Origin of the sequence: Actinoalloteichus sp. GBA129-24 (assembly GCF_001941645.1) — a bacterium.
Classification (GTDB): domain Bacteria; phylum Actinomycetota; class Actinomycetes; order Mycobacteriales; family Pseudonocardiaceae; genus Actinoalloteichus_A; species Actinoalloteichus_A fjordicus.
This window is the reverse complement of the sequence record NZ_CP016078.1, coordinates 21,998-46,404: the sequence shown is the minus strand read 5'-3', so window position 1 is coordinate 46,404 and position 24,407 is coordinate 21,998. Positions and strand designations below refer to the sequence as shown.

The 24,407-nt window shown below is 68.4% G+C and carries 34 protein-coding genes; 4 read left to right on the top strand and 30 right to left on the bottom strand.

Annotation, left to right across the window (positions count from 1 at the left end; all coding sequences use genetic code 11):
• The first annotated feature begins 194 nt into the window (after window positions 1-194).
• Window positions 195-500: a hypothetical protein gene (locus tag UA75_RS31380; RefSeq protein ID WP_075740752.1), complete on the top strand. Its 306-nt coding sequence runs from the start codon at window positions 195-197 to the stop codon at window positions 498-500.
• A gap of 28 nt (window positions 501-528) precedes the next feature.
• Here UA75_RS31380 and UA75_RS33645 read toward each other — a convergent pair whose 3' ends face one another.
• A complete protein-coding gene (locus UA75_RS33645; protein WP_157434192.1) occupies window positions 529-741 on the bottom strand; it encodes a hypothetical protein in 213 nt (70 codons plus the stop codon).
• Between the two features lie 126 nt (window positions 742-867).
• Here UA75_RS33645 and UA75_RS31375 point away from each other — a divergent pair, with 126 nt between their 5' ends.
• Window positions 868-1,110 carry a hypothetical protein gene (locus UA75_RS31375; RefSeq protein WP_075740751.1) on the top strand — a complete coding sequence of 81 codons (243 nt, stop codon included), beginning with the start codon at window positions 868-870 and terminating at the stop codon, window positions 1,108-1,110.
• Window positions 1,107-1,661 (top strand): hypothetical protein, encoded by a 555-nt coding sequence (locus UA75_RS31370; RefSeq protein ID WP_075740750.1) that lies wholly within the window; start codon window positions 1,107-1,109, stop codon window positions 1,659-1,661. The genes UA75_RS31375 and UA75_RS31370 overlap by 4 nt, the downstream gene beginning before the upstream one ends.
• A 152-nt stretch (window positions 1,662-1,813) precedes the next feature.
• Here UA75_RS31370 and UA75_RS31365 read toward each other — a convergent pair whose 3' ends face one another.
• From UA75_RS31365 to UA75_RS31250, 24 genes are all read right to left on the bottom strand, one after another.
• The gene (locus UA75_RS31365; RefSeq protein WP_157434191.1) at window positions 1,814-2,065 is read right to left on the bottom strand and encodes a holin; all 252 of its coding nucleotides are present in this window, start codon (window positions 2,063-2,065) and stop codon (window positions 1,814-1,816) included.
• Window positions 2,062-2,910: a peptidoglycan recognition family protein gene (locus tag UA75_RS31360; RefSeq protein ID WP_083691017.1), complete on the bottom strand. Its 849-nt coding sequence runs from the start codon at window positions 2,908-2,910 to the stop codon at window positions 2,062-2,064. Before UA75_RS31360 ends, UA75_RS31365 begins: the two co-directional genes overlap by 4 nt.
• A gap of 2 nt (window positions 2,911-2,912) precedes the next feature.
• On the bottom strand, window positions 2,913-3,239 hold the full coding sequence (locus tag UA75_RS31355; protein WP_075740747.1) for a hypothetical protein: 327 nt from the start codon (window positions 3,237-3,239) through the stop codon (window positions 2,913-2,915).
• A gap of 53 nt (window positions 3,240-3,292) precedes the next feature.
• Window positions 3,293-3,604: a hypothetical protein gene (locus UA75_RS31350; RefSeq protein WP_157434190.1), complete on the bottom strand. Its 312-nt coding sequence runs from the start codon at window positions 3,602-3,604 to the stop codon at window positions 3,293-3,295.
• Window positions 3,605-3,682: 78 nt separating this feature from the next.
• Window positions 3,683-3,907: a hypothetical protein gene (locus UA75_RS31345; protein ID WP_075740745.1), complete on the bottom strand. Its 225-nt coding sequence runs from the start codon at window positions 3,905-3,907 to the stop codon at window positions 3,683-3,685.
• Window positions 3,904-4,986 (bottom strand): DUF5047 domain-containing protein, encoded by a 1,083-nt coding sequence (locus tag UA75_RS31340; protein WP_157434189.1) that lies wholly within the window; start codon window positions 4,984-4,986, stop codon window positions 3,904-3,906. The genes UA75_RS31345 and UA75_RS31340 overlap by 4 nt, the downstream gene beginning before the upstream one ends.
• Before the next feature lie 31 nt (window positions 4,987-5,017).
• On the bottom strand, window positions 5,018-6,439 hold the full coding sequence (locus UA75_RS31335) for a hypothetical protein (protein ID WP_157434188.1): 1,422 nt from the start codon (window positions 6,437-6,439) through the stop codon (window positions 5,018-5,020).
• Between the two features lie 6 nt (window positions 6,440-6,445).
• Window positions 6,446-7,189: a hypothetical protein gene (locus UA75_RS31330; RefSeq protein WP_075740742.1), complete on the bottom strand. Its 744-nt coding sequence runs from the start codon at window positions 7,187-7,189 to the stop codon at window positions 6,446-6,448.
• Between the two features lie 3 nt (window positions 7,190-7,192).
• Window positions 7,193-11,056, bottom strand: a complete 3,864-nt coding sequence (locus UA75_RS31325) for a phage tail tape measure protein (protein WP_075740741.1) — start codon at window positions 11,054-11,056, stop codon at window positions 7,193-7,195.
• A gap of 14 nt (window positions 11,057-11,070) precedes the next feature.
• A complete protein-coding gene (locus UA75_RS31320; RefSeq protein WP_075740740.1) occupies window positions 11,071-11,427 on the bottom strand; it encodes a hypothetical protein in 357 nt (118 codons plus the stop codon).
• Between the two features lie 23 nt (window positions 11,428-11,450).
• On the bottom strand, window positions 11,451-11,861 hold the full coding sequence (locus UA75_RS31315) for a hypothetical protein (RefSeq protein WP_075740739.1): 411 nt from the start codon (window positions 11,859-11,861) through the stop codon (window positions 11,451-11,453).
• A 10-nt stretch (window positions 11,862-11,871) separates the two neighbouring features.
• The gene (locus UA75_RS31310; RefSeq protein WP_075740738.1) at window positions 11,872-12,135 is read right to left on the bottom strand and encodes an Ig-like domain-containing protein; all 264 of its coding nucleotides are present in this window, start codon (window positions 12,133-12,135) and stop codon (window positions 11,872-11,874) included.
• 71 nt (window positions 12,136-12,206) lie between these two features.
• Window positions 12,207-12,779 carry a hypothetical protein gene (locus tag UA75_RS31305; protein ID WP_075743818.1) on the bottom strand — a complete coding sequence of 191 codons (573 nt, stop codon included), beginning with the start codon at window positions 12,777-12,779 and terminating at the stop codon, window positions 12,207-12,209.
• A 173-nt stretch (window positions 12,780-12,952) separates the two neighbouring features.
• Complete coding sequence (locus UA75_RS31300) at window positions 12,953-13,399, bottom strand: hypothetical protein (RefSeq protein WP_075740737.1); 447 nt, start codon at window positions 13,397-13,399, stop codon at window positions 12,953-12,955.
• Window positions 13,384-13,692 carry a hypothetical protein gene (locus tag UA75_RS31295; RefSeq protein ID WP_075740736.1) on the bottom strand — a complete coding sequence of 103 codons (309 nt, stop codon included), beginning with the start codon at window positions 13,690-13,692 and terminating at the stop codon, window positions 13,384-13,386. Before UA75_RS31295 ends, UA75_RS31300 begins: the two co-directional genes overlap by 16 nt.
• A complete protein-coding gene (locus tag UA75_RS31290; RefSeq protein ID WP_075740735.1) occupies window positions 13,692-14,066 on the bottom strand; it encodes a hypothetical protein in 375 nt (124 codons plus the stop codon). Before UA75_RS31290 ends, UA75_RS31295 begins: the two co-directional genes overlap by 1 nt.
• A gap of 4 nt (window positions 14,067-14,070) precedes the next feature.
• Entirely contained in the window at window positions 14,071-14,439 is a 369-nt protein-coding gene (locus UA75_RS31285) for a Gp19/Gp15/Gp42 family protein (protein WP_075740734.1), read from the bottom strand.
• A gap of 388 nt (window positions 14,440-14,827) precedes the next feature.
• The gene (locus tag UA75_RS31280; RefSeq protein ID WP_075740733.1) at window positions 14,828-15,874 is read right to left on the bottom strand and encodes a major capsid protein; all 1,047 of its coding nucleotides are present in this window, start codon (window positions 15,872-15,874) and stop codon (window positions 14,828-14,830) included.
• A gap of 11 nt (window positions 15,875-15,885) precedes the next feature.
• The gene (locus tag UA75_RS31275) at window positions 15,886-16,260 is read right to left on the bottom strand and encodes a hypothetical protein (RefSeq protein ID WP_075740732.1); all 375 of its coding nucleotides are present in this window, start codon (window positions 16,258-16,260) and stop codon (window positions 15,886-15,888) included.
• A gap of 8 nt (window positions 16,261-16,268) precedes the next feature.
• On the bottom strand, window positions 16,269-16,769 hold the full coding sequence (locus UA75_RS31270; protein ID WP_157434187.1) for a hypothetical protein: 501 nt from the start codon (window positions 16,767-16,769) through the stop codon (window positions 16,269-16,271).
• A 44-nt stretch (window positions 16,770-16,813) separates the two neighbouring features.
• Window positions 16,814-17,758: a hypothetical protein gene (locus UA75_RS31265; protein WP_157434186.1), complete on the bottom strand. Its 945-nt coding sequence runs from the start codon at window positions 17,756-17,758 to the stop codon at window positions 16,814-16,816.
• On the bottom strand, window positions 17,715-19,151 hold the full coding sequence (locus tag UA75_RS31260; protein WP_075740729.1) for a phage portal protein: 1,437 nt from the start codon (window positions 19,149-19,151) through the stop codon (window positions 17,715-17,717). The genes UA75_RS31265 and UA75_RS31260 overlap by 44 nt, the downstream gene beginning before the upstream one ends.
• Before the next feature lie 10 nt (window positions 19,152-19,161).
• Window positions 19,162-20,586: a terminase large subunit domain-containing protein gene (locus UA75_RS31255; RefSeq protein ID WP_075740728.1), complete on the bottom strand. Its 1,425-nt coding sequence runs from the start codon at window positions 20,584-20,586 to the stop codon at window positions 19,162-19,164.
• Between the two features lie 82 nt (window positions 20,587-20,668).
• The gene (locus tag UA75_RS31250) at window positions 20,669-21,091 is read right to left on the bottom strand and encodes a phage terminase small subunit P27 family (RefSeq protein WP_075740727.1); all 423 of its coding nucleotides are present in this window, start codon (window positions 21,089-21,091) and stop codon (window positions 20,669-20,671) included.
• Window positions 21,092-21,834: 743 nt separating this feature from the next.
• Here UA75_RS31250 and UA75_RS31240 point away from each other — a divergent pair.
• The gene (locus UA75_RS31240) at window positions 21,835-22,317 is read left to right on the top strand and encodes a hypothetical protein (protein ID WP_075740725.1); all 483 of its coding nucleotides are present in this window, start codon (window positions 21,835-21,837) and stop codon (window positions 22,315-22,317) included.
• Here the strand turns inward: UA75_RS31240 and UA75_RS31235 are convergent.
• From UA75_RS31235 to UA75_RS33640, 5 genes are all read right to left on the bottom strand, one after another.
• A complete protein-coding gene (locus UA75_RS31235; RefSeq protein WP_157434185.1) occupies window positions 22,293-22,550 on the bottom strand; it encodes a hypothetical protein in 258 nt (85 codons plus the stop codon). The genes UA75_RS31240 and UA75_RS31235 overlap by 25 nt on opposite strands.
• A 50-nt stretch (window positions 22,551-22,600) precedes the next feature.
• A complete protein-coding gene (locus UA75_RS31230; RefSeq protein WP_075740723.1) occupies window positions 22,601-22,810 on the bottom strand; it encodes a hypothetical protein in 210 nt (69 codons plus the stop codon).
• A gap of 10 nt (window positions 22,811-22,820) precedes the next feature.
• A complete protein-coding gene (locus UA75_RS31225) occupies window positions 22,821-23,048 on the bottom strand; it encodes a hypothetical protein (protein WP_198044263.1) in 228 nt (75 codons plus the stop codon).
• A gap of 245 nt (window positions 23,049-23,293) precedes the next feature.
• On the bottom strand, window positions 23,294-24,058 hold the full coding sequence (locus UA75_RS31220) for a hypothetical protein (RefSeq protein WP_075740722.1): 765 nt from the start codon (window positions 24,056-24,058) through the stop codon (window positions 23,294-23,296).
• A gap of 130 nt (window positions 24,059-24,188) precedes the next feature.
• On the bottom strand, window positions 24,189-24,353 hold the full coding sequence (locus UA75_RS33640; protein WP_157434184.1) for a hypothetical protein: 165 nt from the start codon (window positions 24,351-24,353) through the stop codon (window positions 24,189-24,191).
• Window positions 24,354-24,407 lie beyond the last annotated feature (54 nt).

Genomic DNA, 24,407 nt, shown 5'->3' with positions numbered 1-24,407 from the left:
GTGTGTCTGCGACGATCGGACATTGCGCCACGTGGGCTTGCCCGGGTGGCGAGTACCGGCCCAGGCCGGGCGGATCTCAATACTCCATTTTGCAGGGCGAAGCCCGCAAGAGAGAAGACCCCGAACCGGACCGGTTCGGGGTCTTCTTCGTTTCGGCCTTGATCGCGTCGGCCCTGTTGCCGATACACAGGGGCATGGATATCGACACCGTGGGCGAGCAGCTGCTCGCCCAACAGATCACCACCACCTATGTCGGCGGCCCCGTGGACGGGGCGACGCGGGAGATTCCGCTCGACGAGGCGTTGGCGCTCGCTGCGGCGCAGGCAGTCGACGACGTCAACCGGCACCCCGAGACGCGAGAGCGGGTTCGACCGTCGGCTCCCTACCGGATGGTGATCGACGCGGCTCGACAGGACGAGGGCGTGTCGCTGGACCCGGAGGAACACCGACCGCCTCGAGCGCTGTGGGTCTACGCGGGGCCGCTGGAGACCATCCTCTGACGAATCCTCCCCGCCCGTGCGGGGGTGATCAGTACGACCGCCGTCCGAGGACGCTGCCGCTGCACGGCGGGTGATGCCAGGTGTCCCGGCCCGCTCCGGCGTCCAGGCAGCGGACGCAGGTCACGGTGCGATGCCCGAGGAGTCCGGGGGTGCAGTCGCAGGGATGCCAGCCGACAAGAAGCCAGCCGGGGACGAGCGGGTGGCCACGGTCGCAGCGGGTCGGGTAGGCGGGCTCGGTCACCGGGACAGCGTGTGACCTGCGGGGATGTGATCGCCATGAGGGCGACATCACCTGATCCCGAACTGTCCGACCCGCCTGAGATGCTACGCAGAGATACAGATCGTTACTCCCCGCCAGGAGGAATTGATGCTAGTCCTCGACGAGATCAACGAACTCCGCTCCCGGCCCGACTCGATCCGCGACGCCGAGGGGACCGGAGAAGCGCTCATCGGACGCATCCCCGATCCCGACCCAGGTCCCTACCCGTACCCCGGCGACACGGTGTGGCTCGTCGGGACCTCCACCCGAGCGTGGTGGACGCGCTGCGAGCACTGCGCGAGGTGCCTGGTCGACGAGCTGACCGACACCGACGAGGAGGAGCGCGCGTGACCACCCGCCGAGATGTCACCTACGTGACGTGGCACGACCTCACCGGGGACGACGGAGAGCACATCACCTGGGCGCGAACTATCGATGAGGTCGGCGACGTCGACGTGGATGTTAAGAGGATGGCGCTGGGCTTGGCCGGGCAGCGCCTGGCCGAGACGATGACTGAGCATGGATACCGCGTCCGCTGGGTGCGTAATGAGATCGGCGCCGACGTCGACAACGGCACGCACGACACCGAATGGCACCGGGCACGCATCCGCGCACTCGTTCCTGATGTGGACAGGTGGGCGGTCGACGCCATCCCGCAAGCACGGAAGTTGCTGGCTGAGATCACCGCCGAAGTAGACGCCGAGGCGAAGCGGGAAGCGGCGGCAGAGAAGCGCGCGGCGGCACGGGCGCGGCGTGGCCACTGCCAGAACGACTACTGCGACGACGACTCGCGAAAGGTCGCGCTCAAGGAGATCATCGACGGCACCGGGCGGACCGGTTACGTCTGCGCGGCCTGCGCCGCCATGCCCGAGAGCTGCGAGGTCAGCCCCCCGCTCGAGTGAGGGCGAACATGCCGAAACGCCCCGCACCACCAGACGGTGATGCGGGGCGTTCGCATGTCGACCCCCGCGCCAGCGGGGAGAGTCGCTGTACTGGCCCGACGCGAAGTGTCAAGTGGGGCCACCCCCACCGGGGTGGGGACGATGCGGCCAGGCTACTCCACCGGCTCGACGTCCTCGACCGACAGCACCCGTGGCGTGTGCCGCGCCGTCCAGCCCGCCGCGAACGTGACCAGGCCGGACACGCCGCCGCCAACGAGGGCGGTCACGGCAGTCACGATGGCCTCGGGCGCGGGCCCGCCGAGGTACGTGGTGATCAGGCCGAGGACGAGGCCGGTCAGCGTCGCCGCGATGGTCGCCGACTTCACCTTCGCCTCTACAGGCGCGGCCGGGGGTGCGTGCGTCATGCTGCTCCTTCTGTGGTCAGTCGGATCTCCACCGACTCGATTGCGTCCTTGATCCGCTCGATCAGCTCGTCCGCATCGACCGGACCAGAAGCAGCGAGCGCCGCCACCGTCGCAGTGAGCGCGGCGACCTCGGTGCGCAGGCGATGAACCTCCAGGTACATCTCTCCGGGGAGCTTCTGGTTCGCCTTCCCAGGGGTGAGCGCTGCGAGCACCGCGCTGCTCGTCTTCCGCAGTTCGGTGAGTGCCAGCCAGATGTCGCCGGGCGGGTGCGAGTTGGACAGGCCCTGGCGCAGGGTGTCGCGGATCTCGAACAGGGCGGTGCGCTCGTCGGGAGTCATGTCGTCGTCCTCCAGGTCGTCGTCTGATGCGGCGAGCCGGTTGATCTCGCCGATGCGTGCCTGCGCGTGGCGTCCGGGACAGGCGGTGGAGGCGCCGGGCGCGTCCCGGTGCCCGCCGTTCAGCTGGTTGGCCCGCCACCAGCCATGGGCCGCGCCGTGGCGGAGCAGCCAGGCGACGGCGCGGATCTGCTGGTCGGTCATCTGCTGGGTCTCGTAGTTGCCGATCAGGCAGATCGCTCTTGAGATGTCGTTGCGGCCCCCGGTGTGCGCCCCCTGACGGCCCACGGAGTGGCCCTCGTAGATCCGGCCTGCCGAGTCCACGACGAAGGTGTAGCTGATGCCGCCCGCGAACCGGGACTGGCCGACGGCCTCCAGCGTCCGCACCGCTGCGGCGCCGGACCCCGAGGTGACGCTGTGATGCAGCCACACCTCGCGGGCAGGGATCGGTGCAGCCCGAAAACCGTCCGGGAAGCGGGCGCCCCACGAGGCGCGGCTAATGATCTGCACGGTCACTCCTCCCGATCAGAGAGAGCGGCATCGACGCGATGCACGGCATCCTTGATGCTCGAGCCGCCGTTGTGCTTCAACTCCCGCGTCCGCTCCTCCACTACCCCCAGGCGGTCCTCGAGGGTGCCGACCCGCTGCATCAGACCAGGCCGTGCGGGGTGCCCCGGTCTTGCGGGTTCGCCGCTGAGGTCGTCGATCAGGTGACCGAGACGTCGTAATCGCGGGCCCGCCCAGCGGACTGCCCGCGCGAGGACGGTGACGACCACGCTTACGGCGGCCAGCCACCCGGCGGCCTGAGCGATGGTGAGATCGGAGAGCCAGTCAGGCATGTGTGTGCTCCGTGCTGTTGGGCAGCCTCCCCCGAGCACTGCTGTTGATCAGATCAGGTTCGCGGGATCAGCGACGTCGTCGCGCTACACATCGGGTCCCACACCGCCAGCGCCGCGTCATACAGCTCCTCATCGGTGGACTCAGCGGTCACCGCACCGGCCCCACCGACGTCGCCGACGGCCAGCGCCCACCCCATCGGCGTGATCCACGAATCGGGATGCTGAAGGATTTGTTTCGACAGGTCGCGCTGCATGTAATCGGCGTGCGGGTTGGCGATGACCGCGACATGACGAGCGGCGCGGATGATCGCGACACCAACGCGCTGCCGCCACGCCGGGTCCTGCACGAGGTCGGCTGGCGGCATCGGCTCGGTCTCGTCGGGAGGGTCCACGGGGGGATCTAACGGTGGGTCCACAGGTTCGGTCATGACGTTCCTTCCGGTTCAGGCAACTCTGCCGAGGACCAGCCACGCCCCCGGTGCGGCCAGGATGATGACGACGTGCCCGACGGTGGGCGTGTAGGTAACAAGCCGTGGCAGAGTCATTGCTGTCCCTGCGACCGTGACGACGAGCTGGGTGCCCGAGGTTCCGGTGACCACCCCGGTTCGCACGAGACCCGATGTGGCGTCGGCAAACCGCTGTTCAATGGCATCGGCAGGGTCGGTCATGAGCCCTCCATGGGCAGGTCGAGCGAGCGGGTGGCGAGCTGCTGAAGCCCGACTCCCAGCGGCGTGACGACGCGATCGAGGATGTGCACCTGCGGGGTTCTTCCTCCGGCGAGTCGTACAACGTCGCCCGGCTCCAGGCCGGGATTAGTGATGGCGCGCAGCGTGACCTGCGCGGCGACACCTCGTGCGGTCTCGAGGATTGAGGCGGCTGCGGCTTGGGCCTGCGCGGTCGAGGCGAGCAGAGGAGAGCTGTAGAAGCGCGGCTTCCTGCCGAGCGGGCCGTTGTACCGGGTCGGCGACGCCGGGTCAGTGTCCGTCGCCGTGCCGACCACCGGCGTCGACCCGTCCGTGCGTTCGCCGGTCGCGATCACGCGGTTGTAGACGCGGTCGCGGGTCAGCTCTTCCTCCGCCTCGACGAGAGTCCCCCCTTCGCCTTCGGTGATCGTCCATGCCGCCGGGTCCGACACCTGCGGCACGCGGCGGATTGTGAAGCGCCCAAGCTGGTCGGCGCACACGTCGAGGGACGCGGACTTGGCAACCGCTTCGATGCCGTCGGCCCACCGCTCCCGCTCGATCTCGATTCGCGGCACCGTCACCGTCGACCCGGATAGGTCGATCACCTCAGCCTGCGGCAGTGTCTGCCGGATCAGCCTCGTGATTTCCGAGACCGCCGTGACCCCGGAGAGGGTCTGCGTTGGAGACTCGAACCGGTCCTGTGCGACGAGGTCGGACCGGTCGACCAGCTCGATGCGGACAGGTCCGGACGTCTGCGGCCTGCGACGGTGACCGGAGGACAGCACGCCGGTGATCAGCGGAACCCACTCGATGTCCCCGCCCCCCACGTGCACGCCGTACTCGACGAGCATCTCCGATCCGAGGGGCGAGAGGACGGCTCTAGGGTGGTCCGGCCACAGTGATGGGTCAGCCAGTTCGACGCGGGCCGTCCGCCGCACCTGCGATCCCGCGTCTGCCACGACGTCGCCGCCGGATACCGGAAGGTCGGACAGGATGCCGTACTCGGGCGAGGACACGGTGGCGCGAACCGTCACCTGGTGCGAGTGCGCGAGTCGTTGAGCCATGCGCGTCGGCAGAGGCCACACGCGAACCTCCTCAGGCGACAACCGCAGGTGCGTCGACCTGCGCCCACGGGGCCGACAGCATCCGGTAAATGTGCTGGACGATGTGGCCGCGCGGGTCCTCGGTGAGGTCCCCGAGGCTGATCCACAGGTAGGTGCCCGGCCGGTAGCCGTGCGGCGTCCGCCAGAGCACCGGGGACAGGTCGTCCAGCATGGACAGCAGCGCGTCGTAGGTGGCGCGGTCGAAACACGGGACAGCGATCGACCCGGCCATGCCGCGCCTTCGCCCGTCCGACACCACCACCGGCAGTCTGCGGCCGATCACATCCCACGCGGCCTGCCGTGCCCCGCGCTCGACAACCGGGGCCGCCGACGGCAGCACCGCGATCGGACGAGACGGGAAGTCCGGGTGCGTCAGCCACGACCGGCCCTCGGACGGCAGCAACACGGACTCGGAGCGCATCCGACCGCCGTAGACGCTGGTCGGCGAGTACACCTCGTACCTGACCAGCTCGTCCAGCGGCGCCTCGCCGTCGTCGATGACGACCACGTCAGCCAGGATGGACGGGGACAGGTGGTCGACGCCGAGCCACTGTCCGCCCAGCGTGGAGCCGTCGAAGAACCCGCCTCCGGGTGCCTCCTCGATCAGGATGGCCGTCACATCCGCGTATCCGCCGGGGATGCCGAGGATCTCGATGTCGATCGTCGCCCGCACGCCGGTCGGGGACTGTGGCGGTTGGAACTCCTGCCGCGCCCACTGGCCGACGCTGCGCGCCACCTCGTCGGACGGCAGGCGGTCGACCCTCGTTGCGACGAGCGTGCCCGCCGCGTTGTGCCAGCGGGCTCGGACCTGCACGCCGAACGCCGGGTCAGCTGGCCACTGGCTGAGCCGCAGATGAAACGACACGTTCCACGGTCCCTCCATCCAGCCGGGTGTGATCACGACCGCATCGCCAAGGGTGCTGCTCGGCGAGGGGGTCATGCGCACGGCGGTGGTCACGCCGGGCAGTCCGACATCGTCGACCGCGACCCGTTCCAGGGCGGTGTCGTCAACCGGCGCGAACCCAGCGAGGGAAATGGCGGCCGTAGGGTTACCGGCAGCGTTGAGCCGGGTCGTCCCCGGTGTAGCCGGGTACGCACCGCGAACTGGGGTACGGGAACCGTCCGCCCCGATCCGCAGGATCTGCACGGTCTCAGCCCATGGCCACCACGCCCACACCCGCATCACGCCCGCATCGGAGATGGGCGCGGCCAGCACACCGCCACCCGGATACGGGTCCGGCAAGCGCAGCCCGCCGAGTGTCCGCAGGCCGAGTGGGGCCGGTCCGATCACCCTGTCGTACGTCCACCGCCTCGTCCCGCCCGGCAGCGGCGGCGGCTTCGTGTGGTCGATCGGCGGCATTCGACCGGAGACGTCGCCGTGCCCGTACGCGCCTGTACCGAGCGGTGCAGTCACCCGACCTCACCACCCGGTCGCGATATATCCAATGCCGAACGCCTGGTTCGGCGCAGCGGAACCGGGCGCGGCGATAGCCCGCACCGTGAACCCGGTCGCACTCTCGGCGTGGGCGACGAAGTGGCCCGAGAAGGCGGCGAGGTTGGAGTTCGTACACACGGCTACGTTGGTGTTCGTTCGGAATGGGACCCGGTACGTCACTACGAAGTCGCCGCTGGCGTTGGTCGTCCCCGCGACCTGGCCGCTGCGGATCTGCTGGATCGACGTGTCCGGCGGGACAGCCCCGCCCCGCCGGGGGCCGATCTCATGGTTCGGGCTGGCGAAGTTCGTTGGAGTCACCCAGGCTGGCCCAACCCGTTCGAAGACCTTCCCATCCACCCCGGACAGCGCACGCATCCCGGTGTGCGGGTCAGCTGGCAACGACGCCCGGTCCGGCACGCCGACGATGAGGTCACGGCGCAGCGGCGCGCACAGGACCTCCGTCCCGGCAGGCCACGCCTGCGCCGACGTCTCCTCCCTGCCCCGGATCACCGTGACCGCCGATGATCCCGCCTCGTGGCCGGTCACCCAGACCACCTCGGCGCGGCCTTCGGCAGGCAGATGGAGGGTGAGCGGGATGTACGTCGAGGCGTTGTAGGCGCTCCCCAGGGCCGCGAACGCATCGCTCGTGATCGTAGTATCGGACAGCGCCACCGGGGTGAGGATCGTCCCGATGGTGAAATCCCTGGTCAGCCTGTTCTCGTAGGCCATCGTTCACACCCTCCTTCGGCGCGCGATGGCGCTGCCGGTCGCTCGATTCGATGACTGGATCTCGCCGCGCACGACGCCGAGGAACTCGCCGGAGTCGAGGTAGAGGGACCCCACGAGTTGCGACGGACCCGCTGGAACCGGGTCCGGCAGGCGGGACGCTCCGCCCGTGCTGGCGATTCCGCCGGTCGCGTAGCGGCGGAGGATCTGATAGCCCATCCGAGAGGCGGTCTCGGCGAGGATCGCGGCGGACCGCGCCGAGGAGTTGATCGGGATGAAAGACTCGTCTCCGTGCATCCGATCGCCCACGATGCGCCAGGTGTTCGGCGGGACGATCTCGGCGACCGAGCTGGACATCGGGGCGCCGTATGTTCCGAGGATGCCGCCGCGTGCCTGCGTTCGACCTGGTCCGGACGGGTACGAGTACGTCGGCACGCCACCGGGGCCGATACCGACGGTCGCTACGGTGAGCGTGATCGTCCGGCCGTCGTTCCTTCGGATCAGATCAGCGATGCTGCCGTCGGCCGGGCCGGTGTTCGCGAACACCTCGATTGAACCGTCCGGGAGCGTCCGCACCCGGTAGCCGAGGTCGATCAGGTCGTTCCGCTGCTGCTCGGTCGGCACGTCGATGCGAACGAACTCGCCCTCCGGGAGGTCGGCGAGGCGCTGCCGAAGGTCAGACGTCCGTGCCAGCGAGTCCAGCATCCCCGGCTGCTCGATCGCCGTGAGCACCATCTCGGGCGTCAGGCTGAGCGTGTCGATGTACTGCTCTGCCTGGTCTCGGGTGGCGCCGAGCTGGACCATCTCCCCGATCAGGGTTTCCCTCGTCCGGTCGACTTGCCCCGTCAGATACTCAGCGGCTGCCGCCTGCCCTTCCCGTGCCGCGATGTCCTCGTATGCCACGGTCGTGTGTGTCAGCAGGGCATCCCGCGACCGGAACACCGAGTCCTGAAACCGCCGTCCGGCCTCGGTGGTGACGTCGAGGCGACCCGCCTGGTTGAGCAGTGCGCCACCGCTCTCCTCCAGCGACTCCCCGAGCGATCTCGATGCCGTCCCGACGTTGCCGAGAGCCGCCTCGAGATCAGCGAGGCTCTCATCGAAGTCCCGCTGCCCGCCGGACAGCGCATCCAGCGCCGTGCCGAGCGCGTCGATACGCTGCTCCGACGTGGACGCCGCAGAGCCGAGCGCCTCGATCGCGGACTCCAGCTCCCGCGACGACGAGGTGTTCTCGCCCATCGCGGTGGCGGACTCCCGCACTCGATCGGCCGCCTGGTCCAGCTCGGAACGAGTCGACCCAAGAGCGGCGGCCAGCTCGTGCGCCGGTCCGATGCCGCTGCGGACGTTGTCGATGAGTCCCTGCATGGCAGAGGTGTTGACGGGCCCGTTGACCAAGCTCATGATCTGGTCGTAGGCATCGACGTTGCCGAGAGCGGCCTCGCGTAGCTGCTCCCAGGTTCCGCCGTACTGCTCGACGCCACGCACCCAGCTGCCGTAGCGCTCATCGGCTTCGGACGTCGCGTCCGCCTGAGACCGGATCGCCGAGTTCACCCGAGCAATAGCGGCCTCGTTGCCGAGCATGGCCTCGGTGACCATGCTGCTGGACAACCCGAGGGACCGAGCCGCGTCATCGAGACCGGTTTCCGCTACCTCGGCGGCCAGCATCTCCCGAGTGGCGCGGGTGACCGCGCCGGTTTGTTGGTCCAGGGTGGACGCCAGTGTCTCGATCCTCGCCCGGTGCTCCTCCGCAGCCTGCGCGGCCTGCCGCTGGCTGTCCGCCAGCATCCCGAGACCGATCGCCGCCGCGCCGATCGCCAGACCCCACGGCCCGCCGAGCGCGGACACGAGTCCGCCGACGCCGGTTCGGAGCAGGGACAGCCCGCCTGCGGCGACGCCCGCAGCCTGCGAACCGACGGCCTGCACCGCCGGGGTCAGGCCCTGACGGAGCGACCCGGTGAGTCGATCTGACTCCGCCACGAGCTGCTGCTGACGACCGAGCCAGACGGCTGCTCCATCGCGGGCCGCCGTGTACGCCGTTGCCATCCGGCCGATCGCCGGAACCTGCGAACCGATCGCACCGATCGAGTCGTAAGACTCGCGCTGAACCTGGTTGTGCACCCGTGCCACGCCCGTCGTCGCGTCAATCTGATCGCGGACGCTGGCGAAACCGGTTGCGCTGTCCCGAAGGCTCGCTCGCTCCATTGCGGCGAGGGACTGCTGGAGGCGCATCTCCTCCTGGAGGCGGGTGTACGCCGTGGACAAGCGATCACGAACCGACGACGCGAGTCCGTCCACCTGCGGTCGGACGAGACGCAGCAGCAGCATCGCCGCGACCGCGCTCTGCACCGGACCGGGGAGCGCCGCGAACCCCGCGACGAGCGATGCGGCGATGTCCACGATCGGCCCGAGGGCCGTCACGGTCACCGTCGCCGCGTCGGCGGCGAGACCGAGTCCCGCACCGAACGCCGTCAGCGGCGCACCGCTCTCGGTGAGCGCACCGACGAGTTCACCGGTCGCCTGTGCCAGGGGCTCCAGCTCGTCAACGGCCGCGCCTGCGACCTCGGTAAACCCATCCCAGGCGGTGATGCCAATGTTGAGCGCCTCGTTGAGCAGGGGCCCGATCTGATCAGCGATCGGCCCGAGGAGCCGATCGAGCGCGTCCTCGACTGCGTCGCCCCGCTCCGACAGTGCGTCGGCGAGCTGGGGGCCGAACGTCTCGGCAACCAACAGGCCGGTCTCGATGCCTTCGGCGATGGACTCCCCGAGGGGCTCCATCCGCTGGGCCGCCGACCGGACGAGCGCCTCCAGCGGCTCGTCGATCGCGTCATAGATCCGCAGGCCCGCGCTCTCCGCCTGCGATGCGAACTGCTCCATAGCGCCAGGCAGACCGAGCATCTGAGCTGCGGCGACTTCGGCAGCGCCGCCCTGGCGGCCGACGGCCTCCGCCATGGCATCAAAGGACGCGGCGCCCTCCGTCGCCAGAGCGTTGACGGCAGCTAGCGGTTCGCGGCCGAAGGCGGTCGCAGCCGCGCCCGCGAACTGCTCGTCAGTGAGCCTCGCTTGCGCATCGGCGAGCTGGCCGATGACCTCCTGGAATCCGACGAAGCGACCTTCTGCGTCGAACGCCGTGAGCCCCAACGTCTCGATGGCGCCCGCAGCTTCGTTGCTCGGCGCGGCGAGCGAGACGAGGATTCCACGAAGGGCTGTACCAGCGGTTTCACCGGAGAATCCGGCGTTGGACAGCTGCGCGATCGCCGCCGCCGTGTCCTCGATGGAGATGCCGAGGGACTGTGCGACGGGGCCGACGTACCGCAGTGCGTACGCCATGTCGGTGATGCTTCCGGCGCTCGCGTTCGCCGAGTTGGCAAGCACGTCCGCGACCCTCGACGCCTCGCTTGCGTCGAGCTGGAACTGACTGAGGGCCGCTGCTTGGATCTCGGCGGCCGTGGCTGCGTCTACCTGCGCCGCCGCAGCGAGCTGGATCGTGCCCCGCGCGGCCTCCATTGCCTCTTCGACGGTGAGTCCACCACGGGCGAGTTCGAGCATGGCCGCAGCCGCGTCCGCCGCGCTCGTCGCCGGGAGGGTGAGGTCAGACCCCAGTTCCTCGGCTCGGGCGCGGACGGACTCCATCTGCTCGCCGGTCGCCTGGCTGACGGCCTGGAGAGTGTTCAGATTCGAGGTCAGCTCATTGCCGAGCGAGATGATCGACCGAAACGCGACCCCTGCGCCGACGACTCCAGCAGTGATCGCCACACCGATGCCACGCGCGACAGCACCAGCGGCAGATCGGGTGCGCTCCAGGCCAGACCTGAGGTCCTGCGGGAAACGACGGAGATCGGGCACGACCTCGATCTCGATCTGACCACCGGCCATCGTTCGACCTCCGATCAGACGTGCTCGATCTCGATCCCGAGACGACGTGCCCACTCATCGGGGGCCAGGGATTCGCGGGTCCGCTCGATGGCGGGCGCGGTGTGCTTTTCGACGGCCTGCTTGTACTGAGACCAGTGCGACTCGGCGATGTCCGCCGGGCGTAGGCCGATGGGCGGGATGATCGGGTGTTTCGGCGGACGCACCCCGGACCGTCGAGCCTCGGCGCGCTCCCGGCGAACCTCGGGGTCTTCCGGGTCGGTCGTCGACCGCACCCAGTCCGTGTCCAGCCAGTGATGCATCGCCTCGTACAGCCGGGCGGTGTTCTCCTCGTGGTGGGACCACGGAGCGGGGAGCTGCCGCACGAGCGCCACGAGATCCTGTGCGGGCAGCGCGGTCAGGCAGTCCCGGAGGTCGAGTCCGTAGTGTCGGCGGAATCCTGCGAGGCAGGCGTCCCAGCCGGGGCCGACGACCCAGGCGAGGACGCCTCGGATTCCCCCAGGTCGATTCCCTTCAACAGGTGCTCGACCACGGCGTTCTTGAATTGTCGGTTGGTCTCAAGCTCAGCTGGTTCTCGGTAGGCCGCGTGCAGATCCTCGGCACGGTCACGATCGAGAAGCGAGTACGTGAGCAACCCAAGCAGGTCGCCCTTCCTCATAATCTGGTCGACCTCGATGACCTCGTCAGCCGAATACACGGCACGGAAACGGAACGACCGGCCACCGATCTTCAGCCGCCGGTCGTTCAACTTCCGCTTCGAGAACCACTCGTCCAAGTCGAGGACTTCGTTCGGGGCGCCTTGCATCATCTACTCCTCGTCAGCCCAGCTCGACCGTGGCGGTTGGTGGGGTCACGGACAGGGACTCCGCTTCCGCAGCGGGGACGGTCACCGCGCACGTCCCGGACTGGCCGGAGTGCGCAGCCGTGATCGTGGCCGCGCCCTCGGCGACGGCGGTCACGAGTCCGCCGGTCGACACGGTGGCCACCTCGTCATCGGACGACGTCCACGTCGCGGTCGAAGTAACGGTCTGGGTGCTGCCGTCGCTCATGTTGAGCGTCGCGGCAAGCTGCTGCGTTGCCATTTATCGCCTCTCTCGTGGGGGTTTCGGTGACGCCTAGCCGAGCGGAAGCACGACTGCTGAGGGCGCCACCGTCAGGGAGAAGGGACCGGGGGAACCGACGCCAGCGGGTCCTCGGTCGTGAACACACGGATCGCCCGTCCACCGCCGTCCGGCACGAGTGGAGTGATCTCCAGGTCCCATCCCTGTACGTCATCGGCGTTCAGTGCCTCGGTGGGCCTGTTCGCCAGCTCACCGTTCTCGACGTAGTACGCCTTCGCGGTGTCACCGTCGACCACGCGCAGAATCAGGGCGAAGCGCTCGTCGTCGCCCTCAACCCACTCGAATCCGCCAGCGCCTTCCTCGGTGGTTCCACCCGTGAGCAGCGTCATGGCCGTGGCGATACTGAAGTCCACCGGCCGGAGTCGGATCACCGGTTCCTCGTTACCCCTGGTCTGGCGGTAGGTGCCGCGCGAGTTCCAGATCGTGTGCCGGGTGACCTCGGTGGTGCGTTCGACCTCGAAGCCAGCCTTGATGCCGCCGAAGGCATCCCAACCGTCCAATGCCTCGGCGAAGATGTCGTCAGGAAGTGCGGTTCCAGCGGGCGCCCGGAATGCGTCGCCGTCGAGCCAGACCCGCGTAAGCGCTGGGTCCGCGTACTGAGACATGGTCTCCTCCTGCTTCCCCGCGAACGCGGGCAGGCGGGCGCCTTGCATGGAGGTGGTTCGGGCGCCTTGCGGTGGTGCGAAGTCATTGGGGTCCGGCCTGCCTGGCAAGGCGCCCGCGAAGCAGGCAGGCCGGAGTTAGAGTTTCGTCATGTGACGAAAGTCGTCGAGGGTGGTTATACCGGGGAGATTCGGACGTGAACCGTCAGCTCGGCCCGGATAACGGCCCGATACACGGGCAGCGACGGCCCACGGGACACGTCCGGGGACAGCTCCATCGGCCCGTCGGTGATCCGCGCCGTGAAGTGAAGGTCCCCCCATGCCGCGTTCCGCGCCGTACTCAGCACCCGAGCCGCCTCCGCAGCCACCCGCCACGCGAGCGGCTGCGGGGATGCTGACGTCCCGCCGCACCAACCGTCGATCTGGATCAGCGGACGGAACACCGTCGATGACTGGTCCATCTGGTAGTTGCCCGCCGCCTGTACCGTCGCGTACGGCCGGGTCACGTCCGAAGGAGCCCGAGGAGTCACCCCGCCGGGGCACGCCTCGACGAACACGGGGTCAGCGAGCAGCAGGGCTCGGATCGCGCCCGGAATCCACGGCAGCGTCACCTCGGCGTCCAACCCGTGTACCGACCGAACCTGCGGGCGGAGTCCGTCAGCGAAGCGTGCGCCGGGGTGTCGCTGGTCCCGTACTCCTTGTAGATCGCCTCGTCGTCGGTGTCCTCCGCGAACACCCGATCGCCCTCCTGTCGAACGCCCATGCCATCCCGGTACTCGCCGGTCAGCACAGGAGCGTCCGATCGTCCACCGGCCACGACGGCCTCGGCGATCGTCCGTCGAGGTGGCGTCGAGCTGCGATACGCCTCCCGTCGAGACTGCTCCGGATACACCGTGATCCTCATGCGTCCGGGCATCACGTCACCCCCTGCATGTCGGAGATCCAGCGGACGGCGCAGGAAGTGAAGTTGTGCTCGCCTGCGAGGTTCCGCCGGATCGCGGGCTTGCCGACGACCTTGTGCCGCGAACCGTCGCGCGGGTCGATCACCGTGGAACCCGCCGTGATCGCAACCTCGGGCGGGACCATCACGGTCGAGAGTGACTGCACCGTCTGCTGGGTGGCCAGCATCTCCGTTTGCCAGCCCACCTGAGCTACGGGGGCTGCCTCGATGTAGCCCCGGTCGGTCATCTCGATCGTCGGCGGACCGTCAACGGCGTCCCCGGTCAGCGGGTCCGTGATCCGAGTCGGGGTCTCGACGATCAGCGGAATCCTCATGAACGTCGGGAACATCGCCTCACCCCGGAATGATGGAGAACGCCCGCTCGGCGTCCTCTTGCGGAGTGATATCGGCGAGTTCCGCCGTCATGATGTACAGACCGTTCGCGGCAGCCGTGGTCAGCGCGTACGAGTGCTCCGGGACGGTCTCCGATTGGAGCCCGAGCCGGGTCTCCGCCGCCGTCGCCGCACGCGCCACCATCTGAATCACGACTGCGCGAACCGCGCCCGCCCGGACACGGTCGGACGCGATCCACTCGTCGATTCTCGGACGCCGCGCCCGGATCAGCTCGGATGCGTCATCCAGGAGCGCGGCGATCCGCTCGTCAGAGAGCCCCGAGCTGTACCGCGCCCGGAACTCTTCGACCGTGGCGAACGGCTCGTCCATCACGCCTCCTTGATGACTCCGCGCTCGACCAGCTCGGCCATCAGCTCGTCACGACTGAGCCCGGCGCCGTCGACACCGTGCTGCGCGGCGAAAGCCCGCCACGCTGCACCGCCGGAGCCAGCGCCCGATCGGGGAGGCGGGCTGGCAGCAGAAGGCACGGGCGGCGCTGTCTGCTGCGGGGCAGGCTTACCGCCGGTTGCCCACGCCCGAGGATTTCGGATCTTCACCGCCGCCCATTCCGGTGGCGGCGAACCCGGGCCGAACCGATGAGGCCTACCCCGTTCATCGGTCACCCACACTGTCCGTGCGAGTTCAGGCATCTGACCTGCTCCTCTCGGTGACTCCCACCCCTATCCCAGAGGGATCGAGGCGCTCGACGGGGTCACCGTCAGGGAGAAGGGTCCGGCTCCGGGTCGTCGCTCAGCACCGACGCCACGAACGACAGGTCGGGGTTCGGCAGGATCGGCAGGACGATCGCCGCTGCCTTGGTCCACAGTGACACCGGGTCGGGCTTGCGGTAACTACCTGCGACAATGCCCGGCTGACCGCCCTCGGCGAGACCGAACGATGGCTCGGTGGCCTCGGCGGTCGTGCCCCATAGGGTCGTACCCAGCCGGTCGTTGCCAGGCAGGAGGATTACCAGGTCCTCGGGGATCACCTGCGTCGCCGTGCCGTCGACTTCGACCTGAGCCTCGTAGATCTCCATGCGTGGCAGGCCGTACGCCACGAGCGTCGACTGCATGGCCTCCTGCGACACGATGTTTGGCGTCCCACCAACCGCCGTCGCAGCGAGTTGCCGGAACTCCTCATTACGCATGAGGGACTGCACAACGCGATCAGACGTGAGGATCACGCCCGGCAGCCGGCCATTGTGCTGCCGGTACGACGCCTTCCACGCCAACAGATCCGTCAGTGGGGTCGACGCCGGGTCCGACCACGGGACCGCCGCCACGACCGTATGGTCGGCCCGGCGTCCGAAGTCGATCGTGGACACGACGCCGTTCTCGTCGAGGACGATCCGGCCCGTCGCTAGTGCCTCACCTCGAGCCAGCTCAACTCGCGCCGAGATCGCCAGCACCAGCTCGTAGGTGTCGTTGTAGATCGAGGCGATGATCGGGTCGTTGCTGGTGAGACGGCGCAGCTTGATTCGTTCGTACTCGCCGAGCATTCTCTTCTCGGAGATCGGGGGCAGTTCGCCCATGATCCGCTGGATGCCCCGACGACCGGAGATGGGCGACTCGGCGTCGTAGGCCCGGTACTTCGCCGTCTTCGCGAGTCCCGCCTGGTCTCGGTTGACGCGGAAGTCGATGTCGTCGATGGTCCGGTTACTGAGGAACCGGGACAGGGTGAATTGGTTCTGCTGGAGGTCGCGAAGGGCCTCACGAGCGAACCCGGTGAGAGTCACCGGATCGATATAGTCCTTGATCAGGTCCATGGTTCACCTCCTCACATGAAGACGATCTGGCCGTGCAGGTCTTCTTGCGCGGCTTCGGGCAGCTCCACGGGCAGCTTCGACACGATCACACGGCCGTGCTCGTACATCGCGCCCTGCACATCGACGTCGCGACCCTGAGATGGGGCGGGGACGGCCATGAAGAGGAACCCGATTAGAGTTCCGTCCGTCGCATACGGCCCGTACAGGCCGCTGGGAAGCTGCTGAAGGGGAAGCCCGGAGAGGAAGAACCCCTCCGGGAAGTGAGTGGCTGCGGCGAACGCCGAGGTGTCGAGGGTGATGGAGCGAGTCATGCTCGTCCCGTGCTCGGAGCCCAGCCACGACTGGTCACCGACCCCGAACGACTCGCCGCGGATGCTGAGATCCATGGTCGTCCTTACTTGTTGGTTCCGAACCGATCGGCGTAGGCCGCGGCGCCGCCTTCCAGTGTCGGCGTCGAGGACTCTGCGGACCTCTTGCCCTGCGCGGGATTCGCGGCGAACTGCGGGGCGGCCTTGAGCGCGACCAGCTCGGATACGGTCTTGGCCTGCGCCGTCAGCTCCTCTTCGGAGCTCGCGGTCAGCAGGTGGTGGTAGTCCCGCGGGATGTCGTGCTCGGCGGCGACGGACAGCCGCAGGCGCGTCGCGCGCTCCGTGGCCAGCTCCGCCTGGAGCCGTTCCCGCTCGGCGGAGGCGCGCTCCAGATCGGACTTGTCGCGGTCCTCGAACTCGCGGACGCGGGATTCGAACTCCTTGAGCTTCCGCTCAGCCTCGTTCGCCCGCTTCCGTTCGGCGGACAGTGCCGCCTTTCCGGGGTCTCCCAGGGACTCCGTGACCGCCGTCGCGGCGGCCTCGGTGGTGCCGGACTCGTCCGGCGTAGGTGCATCGGTATCCGGCATCGCGCCGTCCTCCACAGTGGATCTGGACCGACCATCGCGGCAGGTCAGATGATGTATCCGAAGCGAAAGAGCTGCCGTAAAACTTCGTCTCGGCTCCAGCCCTCCAGCTCGGCGGCTTGGTAGATCTCGTCCGGCATCAGCCGGGGAGTACGGGCACGGCGGTTACGACCATCGCGGTCGGTGCCCGCTTCCTCGGCGAGGCGCTGACCGGCAGTGCCCCGCGTTGTCGTGCCCGTTGTTGTGGCTTGCACGGTCCGGCCGTACGCCGTCACCGTGGTGATGCCGGATCTCGCGTTGACGACCTGCGAAATATCAGCGCCGTCTCGGATCGCCTGCGCTCCTGCGGAGGTGAAGATGCGGTCCTGCTCGGCATCGCTCAGCGACCGGAAGTAGGTCGCGGGGTCCGTCGACCAGTCGTCTCCGCTGTCTTCGGCCTGGGGAACGTGGCGGCAGTCGCACCTCGGGTGCCGCCGGAACGCCGTCACCCGCCGGTACACGCGGCCAGCGAGGATTGCGCATCGCGCACAGCTCGGCGGCACGAGCATCCGCACGTAGCCCGTTGCTGCACGTCGGGACCACATCGCCGCCGATACCGCCGACCGTCCCACGTCCTGCATCCCGGTCAGGGCGATCGACTGCGCCACCCATCGGGCACGATCGATGCCGTCCTCGATGCGAGCGACCGACGTCGGGGCGTAGACGAGCAGTCGAAGCCACGATCCGCCGCCGTCGGTGAGGTCGGCGAACGCGGACGGGTCGACTTCGCCATCCGAGCGCGGGTCCGCGCCCTGCATGTCGAGCACGTCGGACAGGTAAGCGTCGGCCAGTGCCGCAGCAAGGACCTGGAGCCGAAGGAGTTCGTCGCCGATCAGGCGGACCCGGTCCAACCATGCGTCCGGGTCGCCCGACCACCCGTCCATCGCCTCCAGGACCAGCGACAGCGCGTCAGCTTGGTACGCCTGCTGCTGGCTGGCGTGGGACTGGGCCACCTGCGCCACCGAGGATGGAAGCGGCATCCGGAACCCCCGTCACATCCAAAGCGCGGACGTCATCGGAGATTCTGTTTCGGTTCTCCGCTGCTCGACGGCGCATTGCACGACGTTGTTCGGCGGTGTAGCCCGCATCCTCCCGCGCCTGTTCGTCGTCGGCGAGGCCGGATTGCAGCGCCTTCGTGGCTGCGTCGATCCGAGCCGCACGAGTCGGAGTGGCAGGGTCGCGCCACACCGTTTCGAGCCGGGTTGCTGCGGCCGGGCCTTCGCCGCGCATCTCCCACGCGATTCGCATTGCCCGTTCCCACGTTCCGCCGAACCGGATTTGTCGTCGCTCGGCGCGCTTGATCAGCCGGGCCTCGGCGGCGCGGATCGAATCGGCGGAAGCGGGGTTGTCAGCAACGAATCCCATGTAGCTCTGCGGAAGTCCGTAAAGGCTGGCCGCAGTCTGGGCCATGAGCTTGATCGTCTCGATGAAGTTCCGCAGATCAGAAGCCGGGAACTGCCCCAACTCGATCTGCGGAGGAGTCTCGCCGCGCTGCGCTGGCCGTCCGGGAACTGCCCACACGGCTCCCGTGCCGACCTTCCACGTCGGAAGTTGCCGACCTTCCTCGTCGACGAAGTCTTTCTTGCTGACTCCGATGGCGTACTTCCTCGGAAGGGCATGGTGCTCGACGGCAGCCAGCAGATTGGTCGCAGTTTGGTTTGCGGCGTCAACCAACGGACGCATTGCAACGAGATCTGATCGGCCCTTGCTTTTTCGCGCTCGATTGAGCATCGGAAGCAAGGGGACCAACGGACTGGCCTGCGGGCTCTCCGCCGCCGGGGACCAGCGCGAAGACTGCGAACCAACCGGTTTCCCCAGCTCGAACTCGATCAACCGGCCAGGGAGCATGAGGGTTCCCCGGTTGTCGATCTTCCCGTCCGATGACCAGACCTTCAACCCAGCAACAACGCGCCGCGTACCTGGATCGACCTCAACGGCAACCTCGTCGCCATACTCGATGGTGATCTTCGGATACGGTTCGGCTGGACCGACCATGACGTACGACGTGGACGTGACAAGCGCAGCGAGGTGCGCTTCCTCAGACTCTTCGTCCAGGTCGTTCCATTGCCAGATGTCGTGCAGCGCCTCGCTGGCCTCGTCATCGTCACCGAGTCGAAAGCCCTCGACGTCCAGACGCTCTTCGAGGGAGTCGATAACAAGTTCGGGCCACGCGATCATCAGCGGCGGGAACCGGTACTCCTGCTCCTGCAAGATCCTGGCCACGAACGCGAGCGGCTGTTCGTTGTCGTAGTACTCCCACCACTTCCGGCCGGACCACTTCTGCTCCAACCGCTTCTGATTCAGTCGGGAGAACCACTCTTCGTCGGTGAGGTCCCAGAGGGCCACGCGGACCTCCTCACATGACGATGACCTGGTTGGATTCGTGTCGGGACGATGCGGTTTCCCACGCGACGATGTCGTGACGTGCGCCGTTGGACAGGACGGCCGCCGCGTAGGCGTCGACCTTCCGGGGAGAGTCGCGGCGCTCCTTGCGGAACGTGATTCCGCTCGGCGTGTCCTTCGCGATGGCGTTCATGACGTGCCGGGTCAGGCCCGGATTCTCGACGTGGAGCAGACGTCCCTCGGCAAGATCGGCCAACCACTGGGCAACCATCGGGCCGATGCGGGCATTGGACATCGGCAGCCGCTCGACGCGGCCCGGCCACTGGACAGACCACGATTCGACCTCGGTTTCCCAGAAAGCGGGGTCGCACCACATCAACTCGACGTTGTACGACTCGAAGGCGCGCATTACGGCTGCCTCGACCTCGTCCCGCGGCACCGTCCAGTCCGGATCGGACCGGTCCGCTTCCCACATGGCGAGGAGCTGTTGCAGGCCGGTGTCGAGGTCGGTGGCGACGAGAGCGGTCGCGTCGTCGGAGATGGATCCGTCGAAGCCGAGCGTGACCCGACTCCCCGAGGGAATCGGCTGCTGTCGGGCTGCTTCGCGCCACTGCTGCGGCGGCACCAAACCCTCGCCGGACATGCTGACCCATTGGTTCATCCGGTACCGGCGGAACGCTGGCCAAGCCGTTCTCTTCGACGAGGACTTCAGGTCGTCGAGCCTCAGCAGCCCTTCAGCAAGGTTCGGGTTCGCGGCCCGCCACGCCTGCTCGTCGTCGATCGGTGCGTCATCGGCCCCAGCCCACCAGAACAATCCGAAGGTCTCGTCGTCGACCTCGCCGCTCGCGACCTTCGAGCCGTACTCGTACAGACGACCGAGTAGGGAGTCGAGAGTGGAACCCGCGGTCGTGATGGCCACGACCAGCGCCTCCTCGCGAGCACCTGAACCTTCGGTGAGCGCCTCCCAGAGGTCGTCACCAGCTCGGCTGTTCGGTCCGGACGGCCAGACGTGCACCTCGTCGGCGATCACCAAGCTCGGGTTGAGCCCCTGTGCGGCACCACCGTCAGCGGACAGCGCCCGGTACACCGAGCCCTTCGCCGGGACCTCGATGGCGTCACGGTAGACCTTCGCGACGCGTTTCAGCGGTGCGCTCGCCAAGACCTGCTTGCGGGCCTCGCCGAACACGATTCGGGCCTGCATCCGGTCCTTGGCAGCGCTGTAGACCTCCGCGCCCGGCGGCCCGAAGAACAGGTGATCCAAGGCCAGTGACGAACCAAGAAGCGACTTGCCGTTCTTCCTCGCGAGCCCGACGATCGCGACGCTGTAGCGAAGCAGTCCGTCGTCCTTGCGCTCCAGCAGCGAGCGGCACAACCACTGCTGCCAGCGGGTCAACGCCAACGGCTGCCGGGCCTTCGGTCCCTTCGGAACGGTCAGCAACGTCTCGGCGAAGTCTCCGACATCATCGCCACCAGACCGGCTGTACCGAGACGGCGTCCAGATCGACGGGGCCCACTGGGGGTCAGGCGGACTCAGCGGCACGGTCGGCCCGGCGCTTCGCGAGATCGTCCATCGGGTCGGCCACGCGCACCTCGGCGAGCCCGAGGCGAGCACGGTCCGACGGGGTCAGCCCGCACGCAGCCAGCCATGACGTGATCTGGGCATCGAGGGCGCGGAGCTGCGTGACGGACGGATGCGTGACGACCTGCCCGTTCGCCGTGGTGTACCAGCGGCCTTCAGTTCCCGCGGCTTCTAGGTGTTCGCGCAGCGCGTGCCGTTCGTCCCATGCCTCGCAGAGCTGGCGAACGACAATCGGGTCCGAACCAGGAGCCATCCACGTCCGGGCGCCCGACCACACAAGCCGCCAGACCTCACGACCCTGTTCCCCCAAGGAATCCGGAGCGTCCGGGATCGTCCCGTCCGACGCGATCCCTTGGCCGGGCATCGGGGACGCAGGCAGCGGACGGTGTCCGGGGTTTCCCGCAGCGCGTTCGCGCTCAACGGGTTTACGGGGTCGGCCAGCGGCGCGGCCGGTCTTGGGTTGGGGCATGGCGTCCTCCTCGGCATCGCGCCGAATCAGGGTCGGACGGCATCGCGCCGAACCGAAAGAAGGGGCCGATCAAGGCCGGGGTTGGTTTTTGCGGGTGCGAGCGTCCGCCTTGCACGGGGCGGGGCTCCTGCTGGCCGGGGCGGAGGGGTTCCCCCCACCCCCCTGACCTGCGGTGATGCAACTCGATTCGATCTCGATTCGATCGACCGACCTGTTGTTGCAGGTCAGCGCGCGGCCTTGCGCCCGTTGCAGGACCTGCACAGCACGGTCAACGCCTGCATTGGATCGCCTCCGCGTGCGATGGGCACGGGGTCGTCGGCGGTCAGGTCGGCTGCTGCGTGTGGCGGTGTGCCCCAGCCTGGGCAGTGGTCCCCGTGCTGGGTGCGCCATGCTCGGACGGCGTTGGTTCGTCGTACTCTCACTGCCGTTGTTCGTGCCACCTTGGTTGGCGTGGTGCGTGCCAGGTGGGCGTCACGGGCCTGGGCGTGGGTGGGGCATCGGGACAGGCGCACCGCGTGGCCCCGGCATCCGGGTACTACGCACGGGGTTGGGGCTCGGCGCATCGGGGCTCCCTCGGTAACCGCAGGCGTGCGGGGTGCGATGCCTCGGGTGAGTCCCGCCTGCCGATCGGAGTACCGATGTCCCGCCGCCGCCTGCTCGCCCTGCCTGCTCTGCTCCTGCTCGCCGCGTGCACGGCGGAGGCGGACGAGCCCGCCCCCCTGCCGTCGTCCCCGGTGTCCACGGTGGATGCCGCACCCCGGACGTACCCCACGGATGGGGGGACGCTGCTGGCGGTGGAGTCGGACTGGCGCCCGCACCTGGAAGGCATCGACAACCCGGCTCGGGCAGAAGCCTGCTACGACGAGGGGTGGACGGAGCCGCGGTGCGGCCGGTACCTGGCCGGGGTGGTGCAGGACGTGCGTTCGGTGACGGACATGGCGGCGCAGGCTGAGTGGCCGTCGATGACGACTGCTGCGTCGAACCTGTTCGCCTCGTACGAGGAGTACGAGGAGATCGGCTGCCACGAGGCAGAATCGGCGGACTGCACGCGGCTGCGTACGGAGGTGCTGACCGGGCCGTCGTTGGTCCTGCTCGGCTACGAGGTTGACCTCGCAGGCTGATGCTCAGCAGCGAGCCGTTGCAACCACGGCGGACAGTCCAGCGAGAACAGATCCCATGATCGACCGGTGTGCGCGACGCAGCACCAGGTCGTGACGGTGGCGTAGCGACGTCCGTCCCGGCTGGTCGTCCACTCGAAGATTGCGGTGGCGGTGTCGTCGGGAGCAGCGGTGGTGACGTCGAGTTCGACCTCGGTGTGCGAGCACACGATCCGCATCCAACCCCCCGATGTCACTCCCTGTATCGCATTATTTGCTAGTGCGAGTACCAGCCCGGTGGTCTGATCTACTCAGCGTGACATTCGGGCTCGCCGTCCTCGCGGTTGCGGAACGATCTGACGTTGACCAGCGGATATGAGGTCATGTTCTGCCGCTCGCCGCCGTAATCCGAGCGCGTCCACACCCGAAGCACGTCGTCCGTTACGTCATGGTGGGTGCCGCCGTGTCGGGTCTCAGTGCCGTCGATGTGGGTGACGATCATCTTCCGATAGCGCACGGCAGGCTCCTCAGTCGATCCACTCGACGGTCGTCAGTCCGCCGTGTCCGTGGACGGCCTCGACATCGGCCAGGCCGCCAGTCCAGTGGACGTTCGAGACGCGCTCGCCGCGCCAGTGGACGGTGGCGGTGTCGTCGGGCCAGAGCACGCCGTCTGCGACGTGGCCGGTGCCGGACGGGCCGGTGACGTCGACCGCGCGGATCAGACGGAAGCGGCGGGGAAGGTCGTCAGGAATCACGTTCGCTCCTCAGCGGCGGCGGGGGTTGACCGGTCCCGTGCCGCCAGACCGGGACCGGCCGTCCATCCCCGCCAGAGGGTGGCCAGATCCCCGGCAGGCCAGTGGCGTGCTCACGGGGCGCAAGGAAGGCGGGGCTGTAGACGACGAAACCCCGCACTCGGCGGGGTTCGCGTGGCATCGGGTAGATACACCGATTGCGCAACATAATCAGACTAGTGTGTCAAGCCCTTCGGCGCAAGTGGACACTATGCGGCTATTTCCGCAGGTCGATTGAGGTCTAGCACGTCCGCGACCCGGTATACGCCGGGCGAGACGGCGGCGAGCCGCCTTCGGGACGCCCACGTGCGTATGCGCGTCGCCGGGATGTCGACGCCGACGGCGCGGAGGGTGGCGGTGATCTCCGCTGCTCCCCCGGTGAGGCCGCGCACTGACTCGACCATCCAAGCGAGACGCTGTTCGACGTCGTGTTCGGCTCCGCACTCCCGGCACGTCGCGGTTGTCCGTCCTTCGATGGCGCGGACGTCGGCGCGGCAGTCCCCGGTGTCGCAGGGGCCGATCCAGCGCCGGTCGGGGCCCCGGTCGATGATTCGCCACGCGGCGGACACGGCGTCGTGGATGTCCTCGGCGAAGGCGGCAGCGTCCTCGTGGGTCGCGAGCCACGTTGGGCGGGGTCGGGTGGACAGCCACGTCGAGAGGCCGGTGAGGGTGTGGTGAACGCCCGCGGGGAGGAACACATGCGTGCCGGGGTCGGGCTGGTGGACAGCTCGGACCGCTCGGGCGAGGGCGGCGAGCAGCGTCCGCTTGATCGCGCTGGCGTCCTCGTGGAACGACACGACCGTCTCCGCTGACCGTCCACCTGAGACCGGCCTCTGCGCGGCCTGCCGGGTGATGGTGATCTCCAGCTCGCGGTCCAGCTCCGGCACCTGCCCGAGGGCGCGCGTCAGGCGGGCGACGCAGCGCGGGCACAGGGCGATGTCAGTGGGGGCTTCGCAGGCAGAGCAGGTGTTCACTGTGGACCTCCCAGGCGCGGCGACCGGATCAGCGTAGCGCCCGTTCGGGTGATTGCACGCGAGGCGCGCTCGTGTATGTGCCCGTGTCGCCACCAGATGAGGGGGCGGCACGGGCACGAGGGCACCACATCTAGTCGGCGGGCGGGACGTCCTTGCGCGGGTCGGGTTGCTCAGCGTCCGTCTCCTCGGCGGCGGGTGCGGCGGCACGGCGGGCTTTGCGGATCTCGGCACGCCGCTGCCGATCGTGGTCGCGGAAGGTCTGCTCGAGGTTGTCGAAGAATTCCTGTCCGTTCATGGCGCTCTCCTTGGCGGGGTTGTCGCGTATCAGTGTCCCCTGCGCTGCCGCCCC